The 21,149-nt window shown below is 72.1% G+C and carries 19 protein-coding genes; 9 read left to right on the top strand and 10 right to left on the bottom strand.

Features of this window, described 5'->3' with window-relative positions:
* Positions 1-37: 37 nt before the first annotated feature.
* From ABD108_RS11100 to ABD108_RS11120, 5 genes are read left to right on the top strand one after another with little or no spacing between them, the layout of a single operon-like run.
* Complete coding sequence (locus tag ABD108_RS11100) at positions 38-1,615, top strand: ABC transporter substrate-binding protein (protein WP_343930306.1); 1,578 nt, start codon at positions 38-40, stop codon at positions 1,613-1,615.
* Positions 1,603-2,604: an ABC transporter permease gene (locus ABD108_RS11105; RefSeq protein ID WP_255585807.1), complete on the top strand. Its 1,002-nt coding sequence runs from the start codon at positions 1,603-1,605 to the stop codon at positions 2,602-2,604. Before ABD108_RS11100 ends, ABD108_RS11105 begins: the two co-directional genes overlap by 13 nt.
* The gene (locus ABD108_RS11110) at positions 2,601-3,401 is read left to right on the top strand and encodes an ABC transporter permease (protein ID WP_343930307.1); all 801 of its coding nucleotides are present in this window, start codon (positions 2,601-2,603) and stop codon (positions 3,399-3,401) included. Before ABD108_RS11105 ends, ABD108_RS11110 begins: the two co-directional genes overlap by 4 nt.
* The gene (locus tag ABD108_RS11115) at positions 3,398-4,132 is read left to right on the top strand and encodes an ATP-binding cassette domain-containing protein (RefSeq protein WP_343930308.1); all 735 of its coding nucleotides are present in this window, start codon (positions 3,398-3,400) and stop codon (positions 4,130-4,132) included. The genes ABD108_RS11110 and ABD108_RS11115 overlap by 4 nt, the downstream gene beginning before the upstream one ends.
* Entirely contained in the window at positions 4,129-4,800 is a 672-nt protein-coding gene (locus ABD108_RS11120) for an ABC transporter ATP-binding protein (RefSeq protein WP_343930309.1), read from the top strand. Before ABD108_RS11115 ends, ABD108_RS11120 begins: the two co-directional genes overlap by 4 nt.
* Here ABD108_RS11120 and ABD108_RS11125 read toward each other — a convergent pair.
* From ABD108_RS11125 to aspS, 4 genes are read right to left on the bottom strand one after another with little or no spacing between them, the layout of a single operon-like run.
* Positions 4,740-5,654 carry a transglutaminase family protein gene (locus tag ABD108_RS11125; RefSeq protein WP_343930310.1) on the bottom strand — a complete coding sequence of 305 codons (915 nt, stop codon included), beginning with the start codon at positions 5,652-5,654 and terminating at the stop codon, positions 4,740-4,742. The two genes, ABD108_RS11120 and ABD108_RS11125, sit on opposite strands and share 61 nt — an antisense overlap.
* The gene (locus ABD108_RS11130) at positions 5,645-8,101 is read right to left on the bottom strand and encodes a circularly permuted type 2 ATP-grasp protein (RefSeq protein WP_343930311.1); all 2,457 of its coding nucleotides are present in this window, start codon (positions 8,099-8,101) and stop codon (positions 5,645-5,647) included. The genes ABD108_RS11125 and ABD108_RS11130 overlap by 10 nt, the downstream gene beginning before the upstream one ends.
* Positions 8,098-9,030 carry a DUF389 domain-containing protein gene (locus ABD108_RS11135; RefSeq protein WP_220659005.1) on the bottom strand — a complete coding sequence of 311 codons (933 nt, stop codon included), beginning with the start codon at positions 9,028-9,030 and terminating at the stop codon, positions 8,098-8,100. Before ABD108_RS11135 ends, ABD108_RS11130 begins: the two co-directional genes overlap by 4 nt.
* 18 nt (positions 9,031-9,048) lie before the next feature.
* Positions 9,049-10,869 (bottom strand): aspartate--tRNA ligase, encoded by a 1,821-nt coding sequence (gene aspS / locus ABD108_RS11140; RefSeq protein ID WP_343930312.1) that lies wholly within the window; start codon positions 10,867-10,869, stop codon positions 9,049-9,051.
* 96 nt (positions 10,870-10,965) lie between these two features.
* Here aspS and ypfJ point away from each other — a divergent pair, with 96 nt between their 5' ends.
* Together ypfJ and ABD108_RS11150 are read left to right on the top strand one after the other, a co-directional pair.
* On the top strand, positions 10,966-11,865 hold the full coding sequence (ypfJ, locus tag ABD108_RS11145) for a KPN_02809 family neutral zinc metallopeptidase (protein ID WP_220659007.1): 900 nt from the start codon (positions 10,966-10,968) through the stop codon (positions 11,863-11,865).
* A 65-nt stretch (positions 11,866-11,930) separates the two neighbouring features.
* On the top strand, positions 11,931-13,559 hold the full coding sequence (locus ABD108_RS11150) for a DUF885 domain-containing protein (protein WP_343930313.1): 1,629 nt from the start codon (positions 11,931-11,933) through the stop codon (positions 13,557-13,559).
* 3 nt (positions 13,560-13,562) lie between these two features.
* Here ABD108_RS11150 and ABD108_RS11155 read toward each other — a convergent pair whose 3' ends face one another.
* Positions 13,563-14,447 carry a diacylglycerol/lipid kinase family protein gene (locus ABD108_RS11155; RefSeq protein ID WP_343930314.1) on the bottom strand — a complete coding sequence of 295 codons (885 nt, stop codon included), beginning with the start codon at positions 14,445-14,447 and terminating at the stop codon, positions 13,563-13,565.
* Positions 14,444-16,039, bottom strand: coding sequence for an FAD-binding oxidoreductase (locus tag ABD108_RS11160; protein ID WP_305110728.1), 1,596 nt, complete (start codon positions 16,037-16,039; stop codon positions 14,444-14,446). Before ABD108_RS11160 ends, ABD108_RS11155 begins: the two co-directional genes overlap by 4 nt.
* Before the next feature lie 15 nt (positions 16,040-16,054).
* On the opposite strand from ABD108_RS11160, the gene ABD108_RS11165 reads away from it, so the two are divergent.
* On the top strand, positions 16,055-16,672 hold the full coding sequence (locus ABD108_RS11165) for a TetR/AcrR family transcriptional regulator (RefSeq protein ID WP_220659011.1): 618 nt from the start codon (positions 16,055-16,057) through the stop codon (positions 16,670-16,672).
* Positions 16,669-18,231, top strand: a complete 1,563-nt coding sequence (locus tag ABD108_RS11170; protein WP_343930315.1) for a glycerol-3-phosphate dehydrogenase/oxidase — start codon at positions 16,669-16,671, stop codon at positions 18,229-18,231. The genes ABD108_RS11165 and ABD108_RS11170 overlap by 4 nt, the downstream gene beginning before the upstream one ends.
* Here the strand turns inward: ABD108_RS11170 and ABD108_RS11175 are convergent.
* The 4 genes from ABD108_RS11175 to ABD108_RS11190 all read right to left on the bottom strand — a co-directional run.
* On the bottom strand, positions 18,225-19,379 hold the full coding sequence (locus ABD108_RS11175) for a GTP-binding protein (protein WP_343930316.1): 1,155 nt from the start codon (positions 19,377-19,379) through the stop codon (positions 18,225-18,227). The genes ABD108_RS11170 and ABD108_RS11175 overlap by 7 nt on opposite strands.
* Positions 19,380-19,418: 39 nt before the next feature.
* Positions 19,419-19,913, bottom strand: a complete 495-nt coding sequence (locus ABD108_RS11180) for an SRPBCC family protein (RefSeq protein ID WP_343930317.1) — start codon at positions 19,911-19,913, stop codon at positions 19,419-19,421.
* Complete coding sequence (locus ABD108_RS11185) at positions 19,910-20,305, bottom strand: metalloregulator ArsR/SmtB family transcription factor (RefSeq protein ID WP_343930318.1); 396 nt, start codon at positions 20,303-20,305, stop codon at positions 19,910-19,912. Before ABD108_RS11185 ends, ABD108_RS11180 begins: the two co-directional genes overlap by 4 nt.
* 32 nt (positions 20,306-20,337) lie before the next feature.
* Positions 20,338-21,149: radical SAM family protein (locus ABD108_RS11190; protein ID WP_343930319.1), on the bottom strand; the 812-nt coding region annotated here is incomplete at its 5' end.

Genomic DNA, 21,149 nt, shown 5'->3' on the forward strand with positions numbered 1-21,149 from the left:
CATCACATCTGTCTCCCTGAACAGATAAGGTCCCCGCATGCGCACCGCCCGCCGCACCGTCGGCCTCATTACAGCAGTAGCACTGGCCGCGGGGGCCTGCTCGTCGGGCGGCGACACCGCGGACGACCGGCTGGTGCTCGCCGAGAGTCAACCGCTCAACTCCTTCAATCCCCTCACCGGCTACGGCGAACTGGGCGTCTCGCCGCTCTACGACGGGCTGTACCGGCCCGATGCCGGCACCGACGCGCAGGTCCCGAATCTGGTGCCCGCGCTGGCCGCGGCCGCGCCCGAGCGGATCGGGCCGCGCACCTGGCGGATCCCGCTGCGCTCCGGCGTCACCTTCTCCGACGGCAGCGCCTTCGACGCCGCCGACGTCGCGGCGACCTACCGCGCCGCCCGGGATCCGAAAGTGGCGGCCGACATCGCCACCCACGTCGCCCCGGTGGAGGACGTGACCGCCGAGGGCGACGGCGCCGTCACCGTCCGGCTGAGCACGGACGGCGATCCCACCCCCTACCTGTTGCTCGGCATCGCCCCGTCCGAGCGCGTGGAGGAACGCCCCGCCGCGGAGTGGACACTCAACCGCGCGCCCGTGGGAACCGGCCCGTACCGGCTGGATTCGCTGGCCAACGATCAGGCCGTCCTCACCGCCCGGACGGACCGCGGTGAGCAACCCGCGGTGCGGCGCGTGGTGTACACACTGGTCCCGGACGACAATGCGCGGGCCCAGCGGGTCCGGGCCGGCGAGGTCGACGGTGCGCTCCTGCCGCCGAAACTCGCGGCATCACTGGACGGCCGCGACGGTGTCCGCACCATGACGGTGAAATCGGCGGACTGGCGCGGGGTCTCGATGCCCGCGGGCAACCTCTTCACCGCCGACCCCGCCGCGCGGCGGGCGATGAATCTCGGTGTGGACCGGGCCGCGATCGTCTCCGGCGTGCTCGCCGGTGCCGGTGAGCCGGCGAGCACGCCCTATTCCTCGGTGTACGGCGCCGCCTACGAGCCCGCGGCGCAGATCGCCGTCGACACCGCCGGTGCCGCACGCGTGCTCGACGAGGCCGGATGGCGCGCCGGACCCGACGGTGTGCGCACCCGCGACGGCCGGACGGCGAGTTTCCCGCTGCTCTACAACGCGCAGGACACCGTCCGCCGCGACCTGGCGGTGGCCTTCGCGGCGGCGATGAAGCCGCTCGGCATCGCCGTCACCCCGCAGGGCAGCAGCTGGGACGACATCGAGAAGCGCACCGGCGACGCCGCGATCCTGTTGGGCGGCGGCGAGACGCCCTTCAGCATCGACGCGCAGGGTTACGACGCCCTGCACACGCGGGTCCCCAACTCGTCGCCGTACAGCAACCCGGGTGATTTCACCGCGCCCGGCCTGGACGTCCTGCTCGATCGCGCGCGCAATCTGGGGCCCGGGCCGGAGAAGGACGCCACCTACCGGGAGGTGCAGCGCACGTACGTCGCGCAGCCCTCGGCGGTGTACCTGGCGCATCTGCATCACGTGTACGCGGTGCGGTCCGCCGGGTGGTCCTTCGCGCCGCCGATCCTCGAACCGCACGCGCACGGTGTCACCTGGGGCCCGTGGTGGAACCTGCCCTCGTGGAAACGCTGAGGCCGCCGCGGCGGCGCGGCCGGGCGGTCGGGCGGCTGCTGCTGATCCGCGCGGCGATCGCGGTCCCCCTGCTCGCGGTGATCTCGGTGGCGTTGTTCGCGCTGGCCTCGCTGTCCCCGTTCGATCCGCTCGCCGGCTATCTGGGGGCGAACTACCAGTCGGCCTCGCAGGCGCAGCGCGAGGCGGCGCGCGCGGCCTACGGGGTCGACGCGAGCTGGTGGTCGGCCTGGTGGCACTGGATATCCGGGCTGGCGGCGGGCGATCTGGGCTTCTCTGCCACCCAGAGCCGGCCCACGAGCGAGGTGCTCGCGGAGGGCCTGCCGTTCACGGTCGGGCTATCGGCGGCGGCGCTGATCGCGGCCGCGGTGCTGGCGATCGCGCTCGGCGGGATCGCCGGGATGCGCACCGGCGGCGTGCTCGACCGGGTGGTCACGGGCGCCGCGACGGCGCTCGCGGCCACGCCGCCGTTCGTGGTCTCGCTGGTGTTGGTCGCGGTGTTCGCGGTGGGCCTGCGAGCGCTGCCCACCTCCGGGGCACGGGTGCCCGGAGAGCCGTACACCGCGGCGGGTCTCGCCTCCCACGCGGTGCTGCCGCTGGTCGCGCTGGCGCTCTCCCAGGTGCCCTGGCTGCTGCTGTCGATGCGGGCGGCCGTAGCGGATGCGGCCGGGTCCGATGCGGTGCGCGGGGCCCGCGCCCGGGGGGTGAGCGGCGTGCGGCTGCTGCGCGGGCACATCGGCCCGGTCTCGATCCTGCCCACACTGGCGCTGCTCGGGACCCGGCTGCCCGAGGTGATCGCGGGTGCCGCGGTGGTGGAAACGGTCTTCGGCTGGCCGGGCGTCGCTGCGGCGCTGGTGGATTCGGCGATCGCGCTGGACTTCCCGCTGTTCGCCGCACTGTCGGTGCTCGCCGCCGCTGCGGTGCTGGTGGGATCGGCGCTGTCCGATGCCGCGGCGCTGTGGCTCGATCCCCGGATCGAGCTCGCCGGATGAAGCGCTGGCCCTGGGTCGCGCTGACCGCGATCGTCGTCTTCGCGGTCGCGGTACCCGTGCTCGCCGGGCCGCAGGTCGCGGATTTCGCTGCTGCCCTGCGCCCGCCGGGGTCGGGTTCCGTGCTGGGCACCGACCATTCCGGGTACGACCTGGCGGTGCGCACGGCGTCGGCGCTGCGGATCTCCCTGCTGCTCGCGGCGATCTGCGCGGTGTTGACCACGGTGATAGGTCTCGCAGTGGGGCTGGCGGCCGCCACGCTGGGAGGCTGGTTCGATGCGGTGCTGATGCGCCTGGTGGACGGGGTGAACGCCCTCCCACACCTGGTGGTGGGGGTGGTGATCGCGGCGCTGTGGCGCGGTGATCCGGTGGCGATCGTCGCCTCGATCGCGCTGACGCACTGGCCGTCGGTGGCCCGCGTGGTGCGGGCCGAACTGCTGGCGGCCACGACGTCCGGGTGGGTGGAGACCTCCCGCCTGGCGGGAGCGTCGCGCCTCTTCGTGGCGCGCCGGCACCTGCTGCCCGCCGTCTCCGGACAGGCGCTGGTGGCGGCGATCGTCCTGCTGCCGCACGCGGTCTGGCACGAGAGCACGCTGTCCTTCCTGGGCGTCGGCCTGTCCCCCGATCGCGCGAGCCTGGGGTCGCTGCTCGGCCAGGCCCGCGGCGATGTGCTGACGGGTGCCTGGTGGACGCTCGCGGTGCCGGGGCTCGCCCTGGTGGCCACGGCACTGGTGTGCGCGGCGTGCGGTGCGAGCATCCGCCGGGCGACCGCCGCACCGGCCCCGCAGGTGTGGCGATGACGGCGCGGCTGCGCGGGCTGACCGTGCGCGCCGGGGCGAACACGGTGCTGGATTCCGTCGACCTCGCGGTGCCCGGCGGCGCGGTCACGGCCCTGGTCGGCGAATCCGGCTGCGGCAAGTCGATGGTCGCGTCGGCGCTCTGCGGTCTCCTGCCTCCCGGCGTCGACGTGTCGGGTGATGCGACGGTGCACGGCCGGCGGCTCGGGCCCCGCGACGGCGCCTGGTCGGCCCTGCGGGGCCGCGCGGTGGGGACGGTTCCGCAGTCCGCGGCCACCTCGTTCACGCCGGTGCGCACGGTGCGCTCCCAGCTCGACGAGGTGATTCATGTCCTGGGCGCGGATCGGACCGCCGAACAGCTCTGCGCCGCAGCGGGTCTGCCGGCGGAGGCGCTGGACTTGTATCCACACGAGCTGTCGGGCGGGATGGCGCAGCGGGCCGCGGTCGCCGCGGCGGTGGCGGGCGATCCGACCCTGCTGCTGGCGGACGAGCCGACCTCCGCACTGGACCCGGCGACCGCCACAGGGGTCCTCGCGCTGCTGCGGGGGCACGCCGATGCGGGTGCGGCGGTCCTGGTGATCACGCACGACCTGCGCGCGGTCCTCGATGTCGGCTGCGATGCGCTCGCGGTGATGCGAAACGGCCGCATCCTCTACTCGGGCTCCCCCGACGGCGTGCCCGCCGACCATCCCGACACCGAGTACATCGGCGCCTTCTTCGAGGAGATCGAATGACCGCGATCGTGGGATCGGGAATCGTGGTGCGTCGCGGCGACCGCGCCGTGCTCGACGGTGTCGACGTCACCGTCACGCCGGGCGCCGTCACCGGCGTGCTCGGGCCGTCCGGCGCGGGGAAGACCACCCTGCTCCGGGTGCTGGCCGGGCTGGTGCCGGTGGACGGCGGCACCGTCGATCACGGCGGCGGAGCCGGGTACCCCGAGCCGGGCACGGTGGCCCTGCTCGCGCAGCATCCGCGCACGGTGTGCAATCCGCGGTGGTCGCTCGCGGACGTGATCGACGAGCCGCGGCGCATCGCGGGCACGCCGCGCGATGCAGGTCTGGTGCAGGAAGCGGCGAACCGGGCGGGGCTCGATCCGGTGCTACTGCAACGGTTCCCCTCCCAGGTGAGCGACGGTCAGCTGCAGCGCGCGTGCCTGGCCAGGCTCCTGGTGCAACAGCCGCGGTTCGTGCTCGCCGACGAGCCCGTGGCGATGCTCGACCCGGTCACCGCGCGGGCGGTGCTGCGGGTGCTCGACGCGCTGACGGCGGCGGGGACCGGGCTCGCCCTGGTGAGCCATCACGAGAGGCTGGTGCGCAATCGCGCGTCGACGGTGGTGCGGCTTCAGTCGAGCGGCGCGACGTCGACCGAGACGTCGATCGACGACCCCCGCGAGTCGGTGTAGATCACGCCGCGCAGCGGAGGCACGTCCTCGTAGTCCCTGCCCCAGGCCACGGTCACGTGCCGCTCGTCGACGAACTTGTTGTTGGTGGGGTCGAAGGGCAGCCACACGTCGCCGGGCAACCACACCGCGGCCCAGGCGTGCGTGGCGCCGGCACCGACCACCCGGTCCTGGCCGGGCGGCGGCTCGGTGGCGAGGTATCCCGAGACGTACCGCGCCGCAAGCCCCTTGGACCGTAGGCAGGCGATCGCCACGCGGGCGAAGTCCTGGCAGACGCCCTCGCGGCGTTCCATCACGGTGGCCACGCGGGTCGCGACGTTGGTGGCGCCGGACCGATAGGTGAAGTCGGTGTAGATCGCGGTGGTGAGTTCCTCGACGGCTTCGACGAGGGGTTTGCCGGGCGTGAAGATCGCATCGGCGAAGGCGCGGACATCGCCGTCGATCTCGGGCGGCCGCTGGTCGAGTCGGTACTGCGCGGCGATCGCGCCGGCGTCGCCCACGGGCCGGGCCAGCTCCCACGGTGCCAGCGCGGGTCCCTCGTCGGTGATCGACTCGTGCAGCGGATCGACCTCGACGATCGACTCCCCGCGGACGCTGAGCTGCGTGTGGGGCGTGGTGACGTGGAAGTAGGTGTCGGTGTTGCCGTAGGCGTCGACGCCCTCGGATCGGTCGGTCGGCTCAGGACCGATCACGATGGCGTGCTCGTCGATCCGCTGATCGTCGAGCTCGCGCGGGGTGAGGTAGCAGCGTCCGAAGCTGGAGGTCACCTCGGCGTCGTAGCTGTAGGTGGTCTCGTGCACCACGCGGTACCGGCGGCTGTGCGACTGCGGAGTGCGGCGGGAGAAGCTCAGGCCCACGGCGCCACCCCCACCCCGATCGGCCGCGCCTCGGCCGGCAGCGCGAAGCGGGTGCGTTCGAGCACGTCGGAGACCTCCCGCAGTCCGGTGGTGACGGCGTCGAGCAGACCGGCGATCTCGGTGCGGACACCGTCGGCGACCATATCGGCCTCCTCCGGATCGAAGCGTCGCAGCCGTCCGAGCAGCTCGGTGGCGGTGCGTTCGGCCGCCACGCTGCGCAGTTCGTCGGGCAGGGCCTGCAGATCGCGGGACAGCGCGCCGAGCTGGAAGACGAGCGACCTCGGGTTGTCGGCGTCGAGGAACATCAGATCGGTGACCGCGCCGACCCGCAACACCGAGCGGTGGCGCCGGCGGTAGGTCACCGACGATTCACAAGCCACGAGGTAGGCGTCGAGGAGTCCGGCCTCCACCTCGGGTTCGCGGGCGGGGACGACCACGGAGGTGGTGAGGTCAGCGAGCTGCAGCGCGCGTTCGATCCGGCGGCCCGCGTCCATCATCAGCCAGCCCGGGTCCTGCACCAGGGATTCGCGGGCGAGGCCGGCGAAGGCGAGCAGGGACACCAGGACCTCGCCGAGAGTCTGGTCGAGCTGCTCGCCCGCGTCGTGGCGGGCAGCCGCGAGCCGTCCCAGCGAACGTTCCGCGCCGCTGAGCACGAGCCAGGTGTCGGTGGACATCTGGTCGCGCACGGCGCGCAGGCAGGCCCGCAGCCGCACCCCGGCGTAGGAGACGCTGCCCGGCAGTTCGGTGTCGAGGGTGAGCCGGCGCAGGCGGGCGAGCACATCGGACTGGTCGGCGCCCTCCGCCACGATCGGTCCGAGCTGAGCGGTATCGGACACGTCGACCACGGCGTCGAGGAGCGGCTGCAGCGAGGCGGCACCGGGCTGCCACGGCCGGTGCCGGTACTCCTGGTCCCGTTCCCGGGCCACGCTGAGCAGCCGGACCATCGCCTCGGCCCGGTCGGCGTAGCGGCCGATCCAGAACAGGTCGGACAGGACGCGGGGCGTGGCGACGGGGCCGCTGGCCGCGGTGCCGTTCGCGCGTCCCGCGCGGGGCGAGGTGGCGATCCGCATCGAGGCCCGGGTGTCCTCCCCGGCGGGCACCCAGACATCGCGTGCGGCCGACGAGTTCAGCTGCGCGCCGGACGGTCCTTCGAGGAGGACCTGCCCGAGGCCGCCGCCGAGAACGGTGTACCCGGATTCCTGGCCGAGCGAGAAGACCCGCAGTGCGAAGCCGCGGTCCACCACGGCGCCGCCCTCAAGCGCCGGTTCGGTGTCGAAGGCCACGAGTTCCTTGGCGCACCACAGCGCGGGCTGCTCGGCGATGCGGGCACGGATCCCGTCGGCGGCCGCGGCGGTGAGGTCCGCGCCCACCACCCGTTCGCCGGTCGAGAAGTTCAGCAGCAGTTGACCGTCCAGCGGACCGTCGAGCACCCCGCGGCCGGCGGGAGTACTGCAGTGCACGGTGGGCGTGGACGCCAGCAGCAGATCCTCGTCGAGCAGAGTGCGGCACAGTTGCGGCAGGTAGGCGTGCAGCGCCGGATTCTCCAGGACGCCGGAGCCGAGGGTGTTGACCACGGTCACCGCGCCGCGGGTCATCATCTCGACGAGGCCGACCACGCCCAGCCGGGAATCGGTGCGCAGGTCGAGCGGGTCGGAGAACTCGGAGTCGACGCGCCGGAGCACCACGTCGACCCGTTTCATCCGGCCGAGTGCGCGCATGAAGACGCCGCCGTCGCGGACGGTGAGGTCGGCGGCCTCGACGAGGGGGAAGCCGAGGACGGAGGCGAGGTAGGCCTGGTCGAAGGCGGTCTCGGACAGCGACCCCGGGCTCAAGACCACCACGGTCGGGTCGGTGACGCCGGGGGGCGCGGATTCGAGCAGTTGCACCCGCAGCGCGGAGGCGAAGGAGGAGACCGGGCGGGGCGTCTCGGCGCGGAACTCGCGGGGCAGCGCGCGGGAGGTCACGCGCCGGTCGGCGAGCGCGTAGCCCACGCCCGACGGTGCCTGGGTGCGGTCCGCGACCACGGCGTAGGAGCCGTCCGCGACGGTCCGGCCGACGTCGGCGGCGTGCAGGAACAGTGCCTTGGGGCCGGGCGCGGGGACGCCGAAGGCGCGCCGGATGAAGCCGGGGTGCGCGAACAGCAACTCGGGTGGAATCAGCCCGTCACGGACGATCCGCTGCTCGCCGTAGAAGTCGCGGAGCACCGCGTCGAGCAGCGTCGACCGCTGGGCCGCGCCGCGGGCGAGACGATCCCATTCGTCGGCACCGAGCAGGACCGGAAGCGGGTCGAGCCGCCACCGTCCCGGGACGGCCGGGAATCCGGGGTCGGGCGGAAGCGCGTCGAAGGCGTTGTAGGTGATGCCCTCGTCGTCGACGAGTCCGCGGACCCGGCTCTGCAACCGGGTCAGGCCCTCGCCGTCGAGATCCTGCAGTCCATCGAGGGTCACAGGCCGACCACCTCGCGCAGGTCGCGCCAGGCCGCGGGGCGCAGCCACAGCACGAGCATCCCGGCGACGACGATGCCGAGCAGGTTGATGCCGAGCTGCCCCGCGGATTCGAGCGCCCGTTGCCACTCCCCGACCGTCGCCGCCACCACGGCGTACCCCGCCGCCGGCACGGTGGTCACCGAGATGAAGACACCCACCAGGGCCGCCGATTTCGCTGTGACCAACGAGATCATTCCCGCGGCACCGGCGAGCAGCGCCACGATCAGCGAGAACGGACCCACCTGGTAGATGAAGTCCACCTGGTCGGCGGCGGTGAGCACATCGCGGGAGTACAGATCGGCGGCGAGCAGTGCCTCGGCGACCACCCAGGCCAGCACCATCGCCACGGGGAAACCGATGCCGAGGGCGATCAGCGGGCGCCGCGCCAGGCGGAAGTGCCCGGTCGCGCCCGCCACCGCGATCGCGGCGAGAGGGCCGAACTCCGGCCCGACGACCATCGCCCCGACCACGGTGACCGGGGAGTTGGTGATCACGCCGACCATCGCGAGCAGAACCGCGAGCGCGAGGAAGGCGAGGAAGGTGGCGTTGAGCGTGGACTCCTCGCGGGTGCGCGCGGTGAGCTCCTCCCACACCACCGCGTCGGACGGGTCGCCGGGCACGGCCTCCTCGGCGGCGACCGCCGCATCGGAGAACGCGGTATCGACGGTCGAGACGGTGATCGCCCCGCGCTCGGGCAGTTCGAGTTCCTGCAGCCCGCGCAGCACGCGGTGCGCCGCCTCGCGCGTCACATCGGCGCCCACGAGATCCCCGGCCGGTTCGATCGCACCGGCGCGCGCGAGGGTCACGTGGGTGACGCCCGGGCGGTCCCGGAGGAAGTCGATCACCGCATCGGTGCGGTCCGGCGGGCTGATCACCCGGATGTGGCGCACGGCGTGTCCAGGGTCGGCCTACTCGGTGGGGTCGGTGGTGGGGTTCTCGGCCTTCGGCTCCGCGGTCTTCGCCTCGGGGGCCTTGGGCTTGGCGTCCATGCCCGACTCGCGGCGCTGCTGCACGGTGATCGCCGCCGGTGCGTCGGTGAGCGGGTCGACGCCGCCGCCCGACTTCGGGAAGGCGATGACCTCGCGGATCGACGGTGCGCCGGCGAGTAGCGAGACCACGCGGTCCCAGCCGAAGGCGATGCCGCCGTGCGGCGGGGCGCCGTAGGAGAAGGCGTCGAGCAGGAAGCCGAACTTCTCGCGGGCCTGCTCCTCGTCGATGCCCATGATCGCGAAGACGCGTTCCTGGACGTCCTTGCGGTGGATACGGATCGAGCCGCCGCCGATCTCGTTGCCGTTGCAGACGATGTCGTAGGCGTAGGCCAGCGCGCTGCCTGGGTCGGTGTCGAAGGTGTCGATCGACTCCGGCTTGGGGCTGGTGAAGGCGTGGTGCACAGCGGTCCAGGCGCCGTCGCCCACAGCCACGTCGCCCGAGGCGGTCGCGTCGTCGGCGGGCTCGAACAGCGGGGCGTCGATGACCCAGGTGAAGGCCCAGTCGCCCTCCTTGATGAGCCCGAGCTTGTCGGCGATCTCGCCGCGGGCCGCGCCGAGCAGGGCGCGCATCGTCTTGGTGGGGCCGGCGGCGAAGAAGACGCAATCGCCCGGCTGGGCGTGCACGTGCGCGGCCAGGCCGGCGCGCTCGTCGTCGGACAGGTTCTTGGCGACGGGACCGGTCAGCTCGCCGTCCTCACCGATCAGCACGTACGCGAGGCCGCGGGCGCCACGCTGCTTGGCCCACTCCTGCCAGGCGTCGAGCTGGCGACGGGGCTGGCTCGCGCCGCCCGGCATGACGACGGCGCCGACGTACGGCGCCTGGAAGACGCGGAACGGCGTGTCCTTGAAGTATTCGGTGCACTCGACCAGTTCGAGGCCGAACCGCAGGTCCGGCTTGTCCGAGCCGAAACGCCGCATGGCCTCGGCGTAGGTCAGGCGCGGGATCGGGGTGGGGATCTCGTGCCCGATCAGCGACCAGAGCGCCTTGACGATCTGCTCGCCGAGGGCGATCACGTCCTCCTGGTCCACGAAGCTCATCTCGATGTCGAGCTGAGTGAACTCGGGCTGGCGGTCGGCGCGGAAGTCCTCGTCGCGGTAGCAGCGGGCGATCTGGTAGTACCGCTCCATGCCGGCCACCATGAGCAGCTGCTTGAACAGCTGCGGGCTCTGCGGCAGCGCGTAGAAGGTGCCGGGGCGCAGGCGCGCGGGCACCAGGAAGTCGCGGGCGCCCTCCGGGGTGGAGCGGGTGAGCGTCGGCGTCTCGATCTCGGTGAAGTCGTTGAGCGCGAGGATGTTGCGCGCCACGGCGTTGGCCTGGCTGCGCAGCTTGATCGCGGCGGCGGGGCCCTCGCGGCGCAGGTCCAGGTAGCGGTACTTCAGGCGCGCCTCCTCGCCCGGCTCCTCGTCGAGCTGGAAGGGCAGCGGCGCCGACTCGTTGAGTACCACCAGGTCGGAGGCGTTCACCTCGATCGCGCCGGACGGCAGGTTCGGGTTCTCGCTGCCCTCGGGCCGCTTCTCGACGGTGCCGGTCACCAGCACGCAGTACTCGGAGCGCAGCCGGTGGGCGTGCTCGGCGACCGCGGACTCGCGGAAGACCACCTGCGCCACACCCGAGCTGTCGCGCAGGTCGATGAAGATGACACCGCCGTGATCGCGCCGGCGGGCGACCCAGCCGGTCAGGGTGACGACGGTGCCGGCATCCTCCGCTCGCAACGATCCAGCAAGGTGGGTGCGCAGCACGTTCGGGTGTCCTTTCGATGACGATTCGTAGAGCGCCTGCCATGCTACGGGGCGAAGCAGTTCACGATCGCACCCCACTCATGGAAAGCTGTGCGCATGACCTTTCGGGATAACGGACCTCTCGACACCAGTGCAGTCAGTGCTGGCGGCGGCGTCGGCCGCAGCGTGATGATCGGCGGCGGCAGTATCGGCACCGTCATCATCGGCCTGCTGATCTACTTCCTCACCGGCGGATCCGGCGGCGATCCGAACTCGGCGGCACCCGCCGGTCCGGGCGCCGGCGCGGGCGCGGGCCTGAGCCAGTCCGAGCAGGAGATGAACCAGCGCATCCAGGCGTGCACCGTGCAGCTGGCGAACACCGACACCACGTGCCGCATCGTCGCGACCACGAACTCGATCAACAAGGTGTGGCCGCAGTTGCTGCGCGGCTACCAGCCCCCCAAGGGCGGGACGAAGATCATGCCGGTGGGTGCGAACTCGATCAACACCGCGTGCGGTGTCGCGGGCGCCGATACCGGCCCGTTCTACTGCCCGGGCGATCAGGTGGCCGTCTTCCAGCTCGACTTCATGGACCGCGTGATCCAGAAGATGGGCGGCTCGAACGCCGCGTTCTCGCAGGAGTACATCGTGGCCCACGAGTTCGGCCACCACGTGCAGACGCTGCTGGGCGATATCAAGAACTCGCAGAAGGGCTCCGGCGCCGACGGCGGCTCGGTGCGCACCGAGCTGCAGGCCGATTGCTACGCCGGTGTGTGGGGCTCGCGGGCCGATAAGGGCCCCGACGCCATGCTGGAGCCGCTCTCGCAGGAGGACATCTCCGGCGCCATCCAGACCGCGCAGGCCATCGGCGACGACACCATCCAGCGCAACGCGGGCCGCAACCCGAACCCGGAGTCGTTCTCGCACGGCACCTCGGCGCAGCGCGTGAAGTGGTTCAACATCGGCTACCGGTCGGGCGATTTCCGGCAGTGCGACACCTTCAGCGGCGCCATCTGATCACCTGACCGGCAGGGCGTCGCGGGCGCTCGTGCGGCCCGTGCGGCGGCCGTAGGATCGCAGTCATGACTTCGCCGATCGATGCCCTCGCCGACCGCCACGCACAGTCACTCGCCGCCGCGGACCCGGTGGAGGCCACCGCGGTCGGTGTCACGGACTTCGACGACCGGCTCACCGACTACTCCCCCGGCGGCGTGCAGGCCCGCATCGATCTGGCGCGCAACACACTCGCCGAGCTCGATGCCCTCCGGCCCGAGTCCGACGCCGACCGCGTGACCGCCGCGGCGCTGCGGGAGCGGCTCGGTGTGGAGATCGAGCTGGCCGACGCGGGCCGGATGGTGGGCGATCTCAACGTGATCGCCTCGCCGCTGCAGGCGATCCGCGACGTCTTCGATCTCATGGACGCCGGCACACCCGAGGCGGACGCGACCCTCGTCGCGCGTCTGTCCGCCGTACCGGCGGCGGTGGATTCGGCGATCTCCGGGCTCCGCGCGCGGCTCGCCGAGGGCTCCTGGCCGTTCGCCGAGTTGCAGGTGACGCAGTGCCTGGCGCAGGCCCGGGAGGCCGGCGACCAGGTGGCCGCCAATGCCGAGCGCCTCGCCGGCGCCGCACCGGAGGGCCTGACCGACGGGGTCCGCGCCGCGTTCGCTCGCTTCGCGACCGTGCTCGCCGACGAGATCGCCCCCACGTCGGTCCCCATCGACCGGCCGGGCGGTCGCGGCGTGGGCCGCGAGGTGTATCCGCTGTATTCGCGGGTCTTCCTCGGTGCCGCGGTGGACCTGGAGGAGACCTACGCCTGGGGTCGGGAACTGCTGGCCTCGATCGTGGCCGAGCAGGAGGCGGTGGCCGCCCGGCTGTATCCGGGCGCGACGGTGGCGCAGGCCCTCGCCCGCCTCGACGAGGAGCCCCGGTACGCGCTGCACGGCACCGAGGCGCTGCGTGAGTGGATGCAGCGCACCTCCGATCAGTCGGTCGCGGCCCTGGCGGGCACGCACTTCGACATCCCGGCCGAACTGCACCACCTGGACTGCCGGATCGCGCCGAGCACCAACGGCGGGATCTACTACACCGGCCCGTCCGCCGACCTGACCCGCCCGGGGGCGATGTGGTGGTCGGTTCCCAAGGGCGTCACCGAATTCCATACCTGGCAGGAGAAGACCACCGTCTACCACGAGGGCGTGCCGGGCCACCACCTGCAGATCGGCCAGGCGGTGATCGCACCCCTGAACACCTGGCGCAAGCTGTACTCGTTCACCTCCGGCCACGGCGAGGGCTGGGCGCTGTACGCGGAGCGGCTGATGCGCGATCTGGGCTTCCTGGACGACGACGGCGACCTCATGGGCATGCTCGATTCGCAGCGACTGCGCGCCGCCCGCGTGGTGCTCGACATCGGCGTGCACTGCGGTTTCGAGGCGCCCGCCGAGGTGGGCGGCGGCGCGTGGACCTACGACAAGGGCTGGGCGTTCCTGCGCTCGCACGTCGCGATGGCCGACGAGCTGCTGCGGTTCGAGTACCACCGCTACCTGGGCTGGCCCGGCCAGGCACCGTCGTACTCGGTGGGCCAGCGGGTGTGGGAGCAGACCCGCGACGCCTACCTGGCCGCCCACCCCGGATCGTCGATCAAGGACTTCCACCGCGAGGCCCTGGCCCTCGGCGGCATGGGCCTGGACACCCTGCGCGCCGCGATCGTCTAGCCGTCAGCGCGGGACGAGCACCGGGAGCACGGCCGTGCGGATGCCGACGGTGACGGGCAGTTCCTGCAGGTAGTCGCCGTCGGAGTGCACCGGGATCGGGCGATCGGCGGCCACGGTGATCTCTTGGCCGGTGAAGGTGACCACCTCGGGGCGGTGCACGTGGGTGCCCGTCTTCGCCTCTCCCATCGCGCCGATCAGCCGGACCACGGAGCCCTCGCCGCGCACGGCGAGCACGTCGATCCGGCCGTTGTCGGCGGAAGCGGCGGGCACCATGTTCAGGCCGCTGCCGTACCGCCCCGAGTTGGCGATCACCACCATGTGCGCGAGTAGGTCGTGGGTCACGCCGTCAACGGTCACGGTGAAGTTCGCGGGCTTCCAGCGCAGCGCGGCGAGCACGGGAGCCACGCGGTACGCGAGCGGGCCCATCCAGCGCACCCGGTTGATCATCTCCGTGGCCACGGAGTCGAGTCCGACGTAGACGTTGCCGACGGCGATGCGCTCCCCCACGGTGAGCACGTCGAGATCCCGGCGGCGGCCGTCGGCGAGGATCGCGGCGATGCCCGCCGGGTCGGTGGGAATGCCGAGGTGCCGGATGAAGTCGTTGCCGCGGCCGGCGGCGGCGATGCCGAGGGGCGCCCCGGGCACGCGGAGAACGCCGGAGGCCACATCACGGATCTGGCCGTCGCCGCCCACCGCCACGGTGAGGGCGCCGGTCGCCGCGGCCTCGGCGGCCAGCCGTGCCGCGTCGTCCCCGGAGGTGGATTCGACCGCGTCCACGTCCATGCCGAACCGGCGCAGTTCGGCGGTCACCGCCGTCCACTGCTCGCGGGCCGCTCCGCCGCCGGAGATCGGGTTGATGACGGCGACGACATCGGGACGCCCGCTCACGGGAGGAGCACTCCGGGGTTGAGCACGCCCTGGGGGTCGAGCGCCGCCTTCACGGCGCGCAGCGCGGCGAGTTGGACGTCGCCGATCTCGTCGAGGTAGGTCGCGCGGTGATCGACGCCGACGGCGTGGTGGTGGGTGATCGACGCGCCCGCACCGCGGATCGCCGCGTTCGCGGCCTTCTTCGCGATCATCCACTGGGCCAGCGGATCCGGGAGTGCCTTGGCGATCACCGTGAAGTACAGCGAGGCCCCGGTCGGGTAGACGTGGGAGATGTGGCACATGACCACGGCGGGGGTGCCCTGCTCGCCGAGTGCGCCGGTGAGCGCGGCGGTCACATCGGCCTTGAGCCGGTCGATGTTCGACCAGAAGGTCACGGTCTCGAGCGTCTCCACGAGTGCTCCCGCGTCCAGGAGCGGGTCCCGCAGATAAGGGCCGCGGAACCGGCCGACGCGCCAGGCCTCGCCGGGTTCCTCGCCGAGGAAGGTGCCGCCCAGTTCGGCCAGGCGTGCGGAGACGTAGCCGTCGCGGCAGTCGACGTCGGCCTCGTCGCCCTCGAAGCCGACCACCATGAGGCATCCGCCCACGGGGCCGGAGGCCTTGCCCGCCGAGCCGGGGTTGGCGAGGTTGAGGCCGGTCTCGGCCTCGTCGGACAGACGCAGGACGGTCGGCCGGACGGAACTTTGCGCGAGGTGGCGCATGGCCGCGGAGCCGGCGGCGAAATCGGCGAAGTGCCAGCCGTAGAACCGGCGGACGGCCGGCACCGGGTGCACCCGGACGCGGACCGCGGTGACCACGCCGAAGGCACCCTCGGAGCCGAGGAACAGCTGCCGCAGATCGGGTCCGGCGGCGGACTTGGGGGCGGTGCCGATCTCGCTGCTGCCGATCGGGGTGGCCACGGTGAGGCCCACGACCATCTCGTCGAACCGGCCGTAGCCGATGGAGGACTGTCCGGCGGAGCGGGTCACCGCGCAGCCGCCGATGGTCGCTCCCTCGTAGGACTGCGGGAAGTGTCCGAGTTCGAAGCCCTTGGCGCGCAGCAGCTTCTCCGCCTCGGGCAGCCGTGTTCCGGCGGCCAGGGTGGCGATCTGCGAGACCGGGTCCAGATCGATCAGGCCGGTGATTCCGCGCAGGTCGAGCGCGACCACGGGGCGGTTCCGCTCCGGCGCCAGGCCACCGGTGACGGCGGTGCCACCGGCGAACGGGCTGAGCGTGAGCCCCTGCGCCGCACACGCCTGCAGGACCGGGGCCACCTGCTCGGCGGAGGACGGCGTCACCACGACGTCGGGGGCGTCGGAGGCGTCGCCCGCGCGGAACTTCAGCAGATCGGGGGTCGAGTAGCCGCGCAGGTGATGCAGGCGGGCGTCGTCCGCGGTGGATACGCCGGCACCGGTTGCCCGCAGCGCCGCGAGCGCGGCATCGGTCGCCCGGCTCGGAGCCGGGGCGGGCGCGGTCTGTGCAGGAGCGGCACCGTCGATGCCCAGCATCGTGAGCGCCCCGAGCACCGAATCGGACAGGTGCATCGGGTTGCCGGGATCACCCCAGCGGCCGGGTTCGAATTCGACGACGGGAAGCTCCACCTCGGAGGAAGTCATGATACATTTGTACACATGATGTCGCAGGATCTCAACGAGGAGGTCGCGGCCCCGTCGCGGACTCCCGCGAACGCCATCGACGACCAGACCATTCTCGATGCCGCGCGCGATCTCATGGCCACGATCGGCATCCGGCGCACCACGATGGCCGATGTGGCGCGCGCCGCTCAAGTGTCGCGCGCCACACTGTATCGGCGCTACCCCAACGTTCAGGCTCTTGCCGCCACCGTCACCACCCGCGAGTTCTCGGCCGCCCTGGCCAGCCTCACCCCGGTCGCCGGGGACGACACCCGCGAGAGCCTCGCGCGCACCGTCGTCCACCTCACCTCCTCGGCGCGGTCGCACCCGCTGTTGCGCCGGATCATCGAACTCGATCCCGAGTTCCTGATCCCCTATCTGCTGCACCGGCAGGGCCGCACGTCCAGCACCCAGCTCGACACGCTGGAAGCCGCGATCCGGGCCGGCCAGGCGGACGGCAGCATCCGTACGGGCGATCCCCGCGAGCTCGCCTCCGTCGTCCTGCAGGCGGCCTGGTCGTCGGCACTGTCGGGTCCGGTCTTCGCCGGGGTCGACGGTGGCGATCTGCTCGATTCCCAGCTCTTCGATCTCGTCGAGAGGTACCTCCGCCCGTGACCGACCGTTTCGCCGCCGCCCTGGACTCGATCGACCCGCGTTCACGACTCAGCGCCGAGCGGCGCAGCGCGGATCTCGCCGCCCTCGCCGAGGATCCCGCGGTCGATCTGCTCGTGATCGGTGGCGGCGTCACCGGAACGGGCGTGGCCCTCGACGCCGCGAGCCGCGGACTGTCGGTGGCGCTGGTCGAGAAGCACGACCTCGCCTTCGGCACCAGTCGCTGGTCCTCGAAGCTCGTGCACGGCGGGCTGCGCTACCTCGCGTCCGGCGCGGTCGGCATCGCACACGAGAGCGCCGTCGAACGCGATGCGCTGATCCGGGTCATCGCCCCGCACCTCACCCGCCCTCTGGCCCAGGTGGTGCCCCTCCTGCGCGATGTCTCGGCGTTCGACGCGACGCTCACCCGGGTCGGCTTCCTCGCGGGAGATGCGCTGCGCCGCTTCGCCGGCACGCCGTCGTCCGAGCTCGCGCGTTCGAGGCGGATCAGTGCATCCGAGGTGATCCGGATGGCACCGACCGTCAAGCGCACGGGCCTGCGAGGCGGCCTCCTGAACTGGGACGGGCAGCTCACCGACGACGCGCGACTCACCGTGGGCATCGCCCGGACAGCGGCGGCGCACGGGGCGAGGATCCTCACCCAGTGCTCCGCCTCACAGGTGACCGGCACCGCGGCGACGGTGACCGACGAACTGACGGGCACCAGTCGCGCGATCCGCGCCCGGGCCGTGATCAATGCGACCGGCGTCTGGGCGGGCACCGTGGACCCCGCCGTCTCGTTGCGGCCCAGCCGCGGTACTCATCTGGTGTTCCGGCAGGAGACCTTCGGCGGGCTGAACGCCGGGCTCACGGTGCCGGTCCCGAACTCCTTCGGACGGTACGTCTTCGCACTCCCCCAGCCGGACGGCCGGGTCTACGTGGGACTCACCGACGAGGAGGCCGACGGTCCGCTGCCCGACGTGCCCGCAGCCTCGGCCGGCGAGATCGACTTCCTCCTCGAGACGGTGAGCCTGGCGCTCGACACCCCGCTGCAGCGGGGCGATATCGCCGGTACCTTCGCCGGCCTGCGGCCGCTGCTGGACTCCGGTGCCGGCCAGACCGCCGATGTCTCCCGCAAGCACGCGGTACTCACCCGGGGCGACGGCCTGGTGACGGTGGTGGGCGGCAAGCTCACCACGTATCGCCGCATGGCCGAGGACGCCGTCGACGCCGCGGTCGCGACCTCCGGGCTGCTCACCGGGGAGAGCGTCACCCGGACCCTGCCCCTCGTCGGCGCGGCGGGCCGCGAGCGGCTGCGCGCCGTCGATGCGCCGGAGCGTCTGGTCCGCGCGTACGGCACCGAGGCGCCCGCCGTGGTCGCGCTCGGCGAGGCCGATCCGCGGTTGGCCGAGCCGGTGGCCGAGGGGACCGAGATCACCGGGGCCGAACTCGTCTTCGGTGCACTCGTGGAGGGCGCGCTGTCCTCGGCCGACCTGGTGGAGCGGCGCACCCGGCTGGCGCTGATCCCCGAGGTCGGCGCTGCGGCGACGGCGGCGGCCGACAGCGCGCTCCGCGCTCAGTGAGCGTGGTCGGGCACGTTCCACGCCGGTAGGCGATCGGGATAGGCGCGCCAGGCGGCGGGACCTTCGGCGACCTCGTCATCGGTGAGCAGCGCGCGGTCCAGCAGCGCGCGCATGCGCTCCTGGTCGAGGCGGACGCCGATGAACACCAGCTCCTGCTGCGGGGCGCCGTCGACCTGTGACCAGAACGCCGCGGGCTCGATCGTCAGATTCGGTCCCGCCTGCGACCACACGGCCACCAGATCGGGGCGGCTGGCAATCCAGCAGAATCCCTTGCTGCGCAGCACGGCCCGCACCTCGCCGAGCGATTCCAGCAGCCGCTGTGGATGGAACGGACGGTCGGAGCGGTACGGGAACGAGGTGATCCCGTACTCCTCGGTCTCGGGGGTGTGCCCACCGAGGACCTCGTCGTCCCACCCGGCCACGGCAGCGGCGGCATCGTGATCGAACAGGCCCGTGCCGATCACCTCGGCGATGTCGATCGCGCCGTGGCTGATCGGCACGATCCGCGCTCGTGGATTCAGTCGCGCGACCGCGGCCTGCACCGCACCCCCGGCGGCCGCCGAGACCAGATCGAGTTTGCTGAGCAGGATGACGTCGGCGAATTCGACCTGGTCCACCAGCAGATCGGCGATCGAGCGCTCGTCGTTCGGTGCGGCGGCCAGGCCGCGCTGGGCGAGGCTGCGGCCCGTGGCGATCTCGCCGAGGAAGGTGCTCGCATCGACCACGGTGACCATGGTGTCGAGGGCGGCGACATCGCCCAGGCGGGTTCCGTCGTCGAAGGTCCAGTCGAAGGTCGCCGCCACCGGCATCGGCTCGGAGATGCCGGTGGATTCGATCACGAGGTGATCGAATCGCGGACGGCCGTCGGGGGTGCGTTGGCGGGCGATCGCGCCGACCGCGTCCACCAGATCCTCACGCAGCGTGCAGCAGATGCAGCCGTTACTCAGCTCGACGAGCTTCTCCTCGGTGCGGTCGAAGCCGCCGAGGTCGACGAGCGAGGCGTCGATGTTCACCTCGCTCATGTCGTTGACGATCACCGCGATGCGGCGGCCGTCGCGATTGCCGAGCAGGTGGTTGAGGAGCGTGGTCTTGCCGGCGCCGAGAAATCCGGACAGGACGGTGACGGGGAGCGGAGCTGGGGTTTCCATGCCGCTAATGATAACAGTTATCATTAGTGGCATTCCTGCCTACTGACTCCGGTAGTACTCCGCCATCCCCGGGAAGTACTCCTCGTCGAACTCCGGGAGCGGCGCGCCGGCCTCCGCCGCCACCAGCGCGTCGAGGTAGTACTCCCACCCCGGACCGGTCTCGCCCGGGTCGGTCGCCGCGTCCAGGTGTTGCACGAAGGTCAGCCGAGCGCGGACGCCGTCGCGGTCGATCGTCGCCTCGAGGTTCCACTCGCCGTACTCGTCCTTCGCCTGCAGGCCGAGACGGCTCGGCGGCTCACAGATCGTGATCGTCATGGGCATCTCCGGCGTGCCCTCTTCGAAGCCCATGGTGACCCGCACCTGCGCGCCGACGGCGGGCTCTCCCGTCCAACTACCGAACCACCGTGCGGTGCGGTCGGATTCGGTGATCGACGCCCAGACGTCGGCGACATCGGCGGTGAAGTACCGCTCCAGAATCAGATCCCGCCCGGTGGGCGTCGCCTCCACGCGTCCGGTCGGTCGGCGTTCAGTCATCCCGTACCCCTTTCATCGAGTCTTGTTGGATCAATGGACACCTCGCGCTGCTGCGCGGTGCGCCGGGAGTCGCGGCGCGCGCGGCTCACTTCGGTATCGAGGGCCGGCGATCCCAGCAGCTCCGCGAAGCGCGCCGGACCGCGCACCGCGGCGATCCACTCCTCCACCTCGCGCAATGCGCTCGGCCGCAGCGCGTACGCGCGCTCCCTGCCGTCCTGTCCGCGCTCGGCCTCGATGAGGTGCGCCTCGCGCAGAACGCGGAGGTGGCGACTGACGGCGGGGCGGCTGATATCGAACGACGCGGCGATCTGCCCGGCGGTGCGCGGCCCCGAGCGCAGCAGGAGCAGGACCTCCCGGCGCACCGGGTCGGCGATGGCCGAGTACACGCTCACCCCAAAAGCGTAACCGATACGTTACGCACTGTCTAGAACAGCGACTCCTGCAGATCCGGAGCCGCCGCTCCGGTCGCGCGCGGCTGCCGGGGACGCGAGGGCGGCGCGTACTCCTCACGGACGGCGAGCCCGAACTCCTCCAGGAGCGGCGCGGTCCTCCCCCGCAGATGCGCCCGATACTCGGCCGAGACCCGCCCGGTGGTGCCGTACAGCTGCCGATACCGGCGCACCAGCGCGGGATGGTTCTCAGCAAGCCAGGTGAGGAACCACCCCCGGTAGCGACCGGTGAGATTGAGCGCCATCACGGTGGCACTGGAGGCCCCCGCCTCGGCGAGCGCCTCGAACAACGCGCGCAACGACGCCGAATCGTCCGTGAGATACGGAATCACCGGCGCCACCATCACATTGCACTCGAAACCGGCATCGGCAATGGCGCGGATCAGGCCGAGGCGCGCCGCCGGTTTGGGCGCCCCCGGTTCGAGCGATGCCTGCAGCGCGGGATCCAGGAGCGCCAGCGAAACCGATAACTGCACGGGCACCGTGGTGGCCGCTGTGGTCAACAGTGGCAGATCTCGTTGCAGGAGAGTGCCCTTGGTGAGGATCGAGATCGGAGATCCAGCGCCCGCGAGGGCGCCGATGATTCCGGGCATGAGCCGGTAGCGCCCCTCAGCGCGCTGATACGGGTCGGTGTTGGTGCCCAGCGCCACGGCCTCACCGCGCCAGGAGGCGCGCCGCAGTTCCTTCTTGAGCACCGAGACCAGATTCGTCTTGACCACGATCTGGGTGTCGAAGTCTGCCCCGGCGTCGAATTCCAGGTACTCGTGACTCGACCGGGCGAAGCAGT

It is taken from the genome of Tsukamurella strandjordii, from assembly GCF_039525985.1.
Taxonomy (GTDB): domain Bacteria; phylum Actinomycetota; class Actinomycetes; order Mycobacteriales; family Mycobacteriaceae; genus Tsukamurella; species Tsukamurella strandjordii.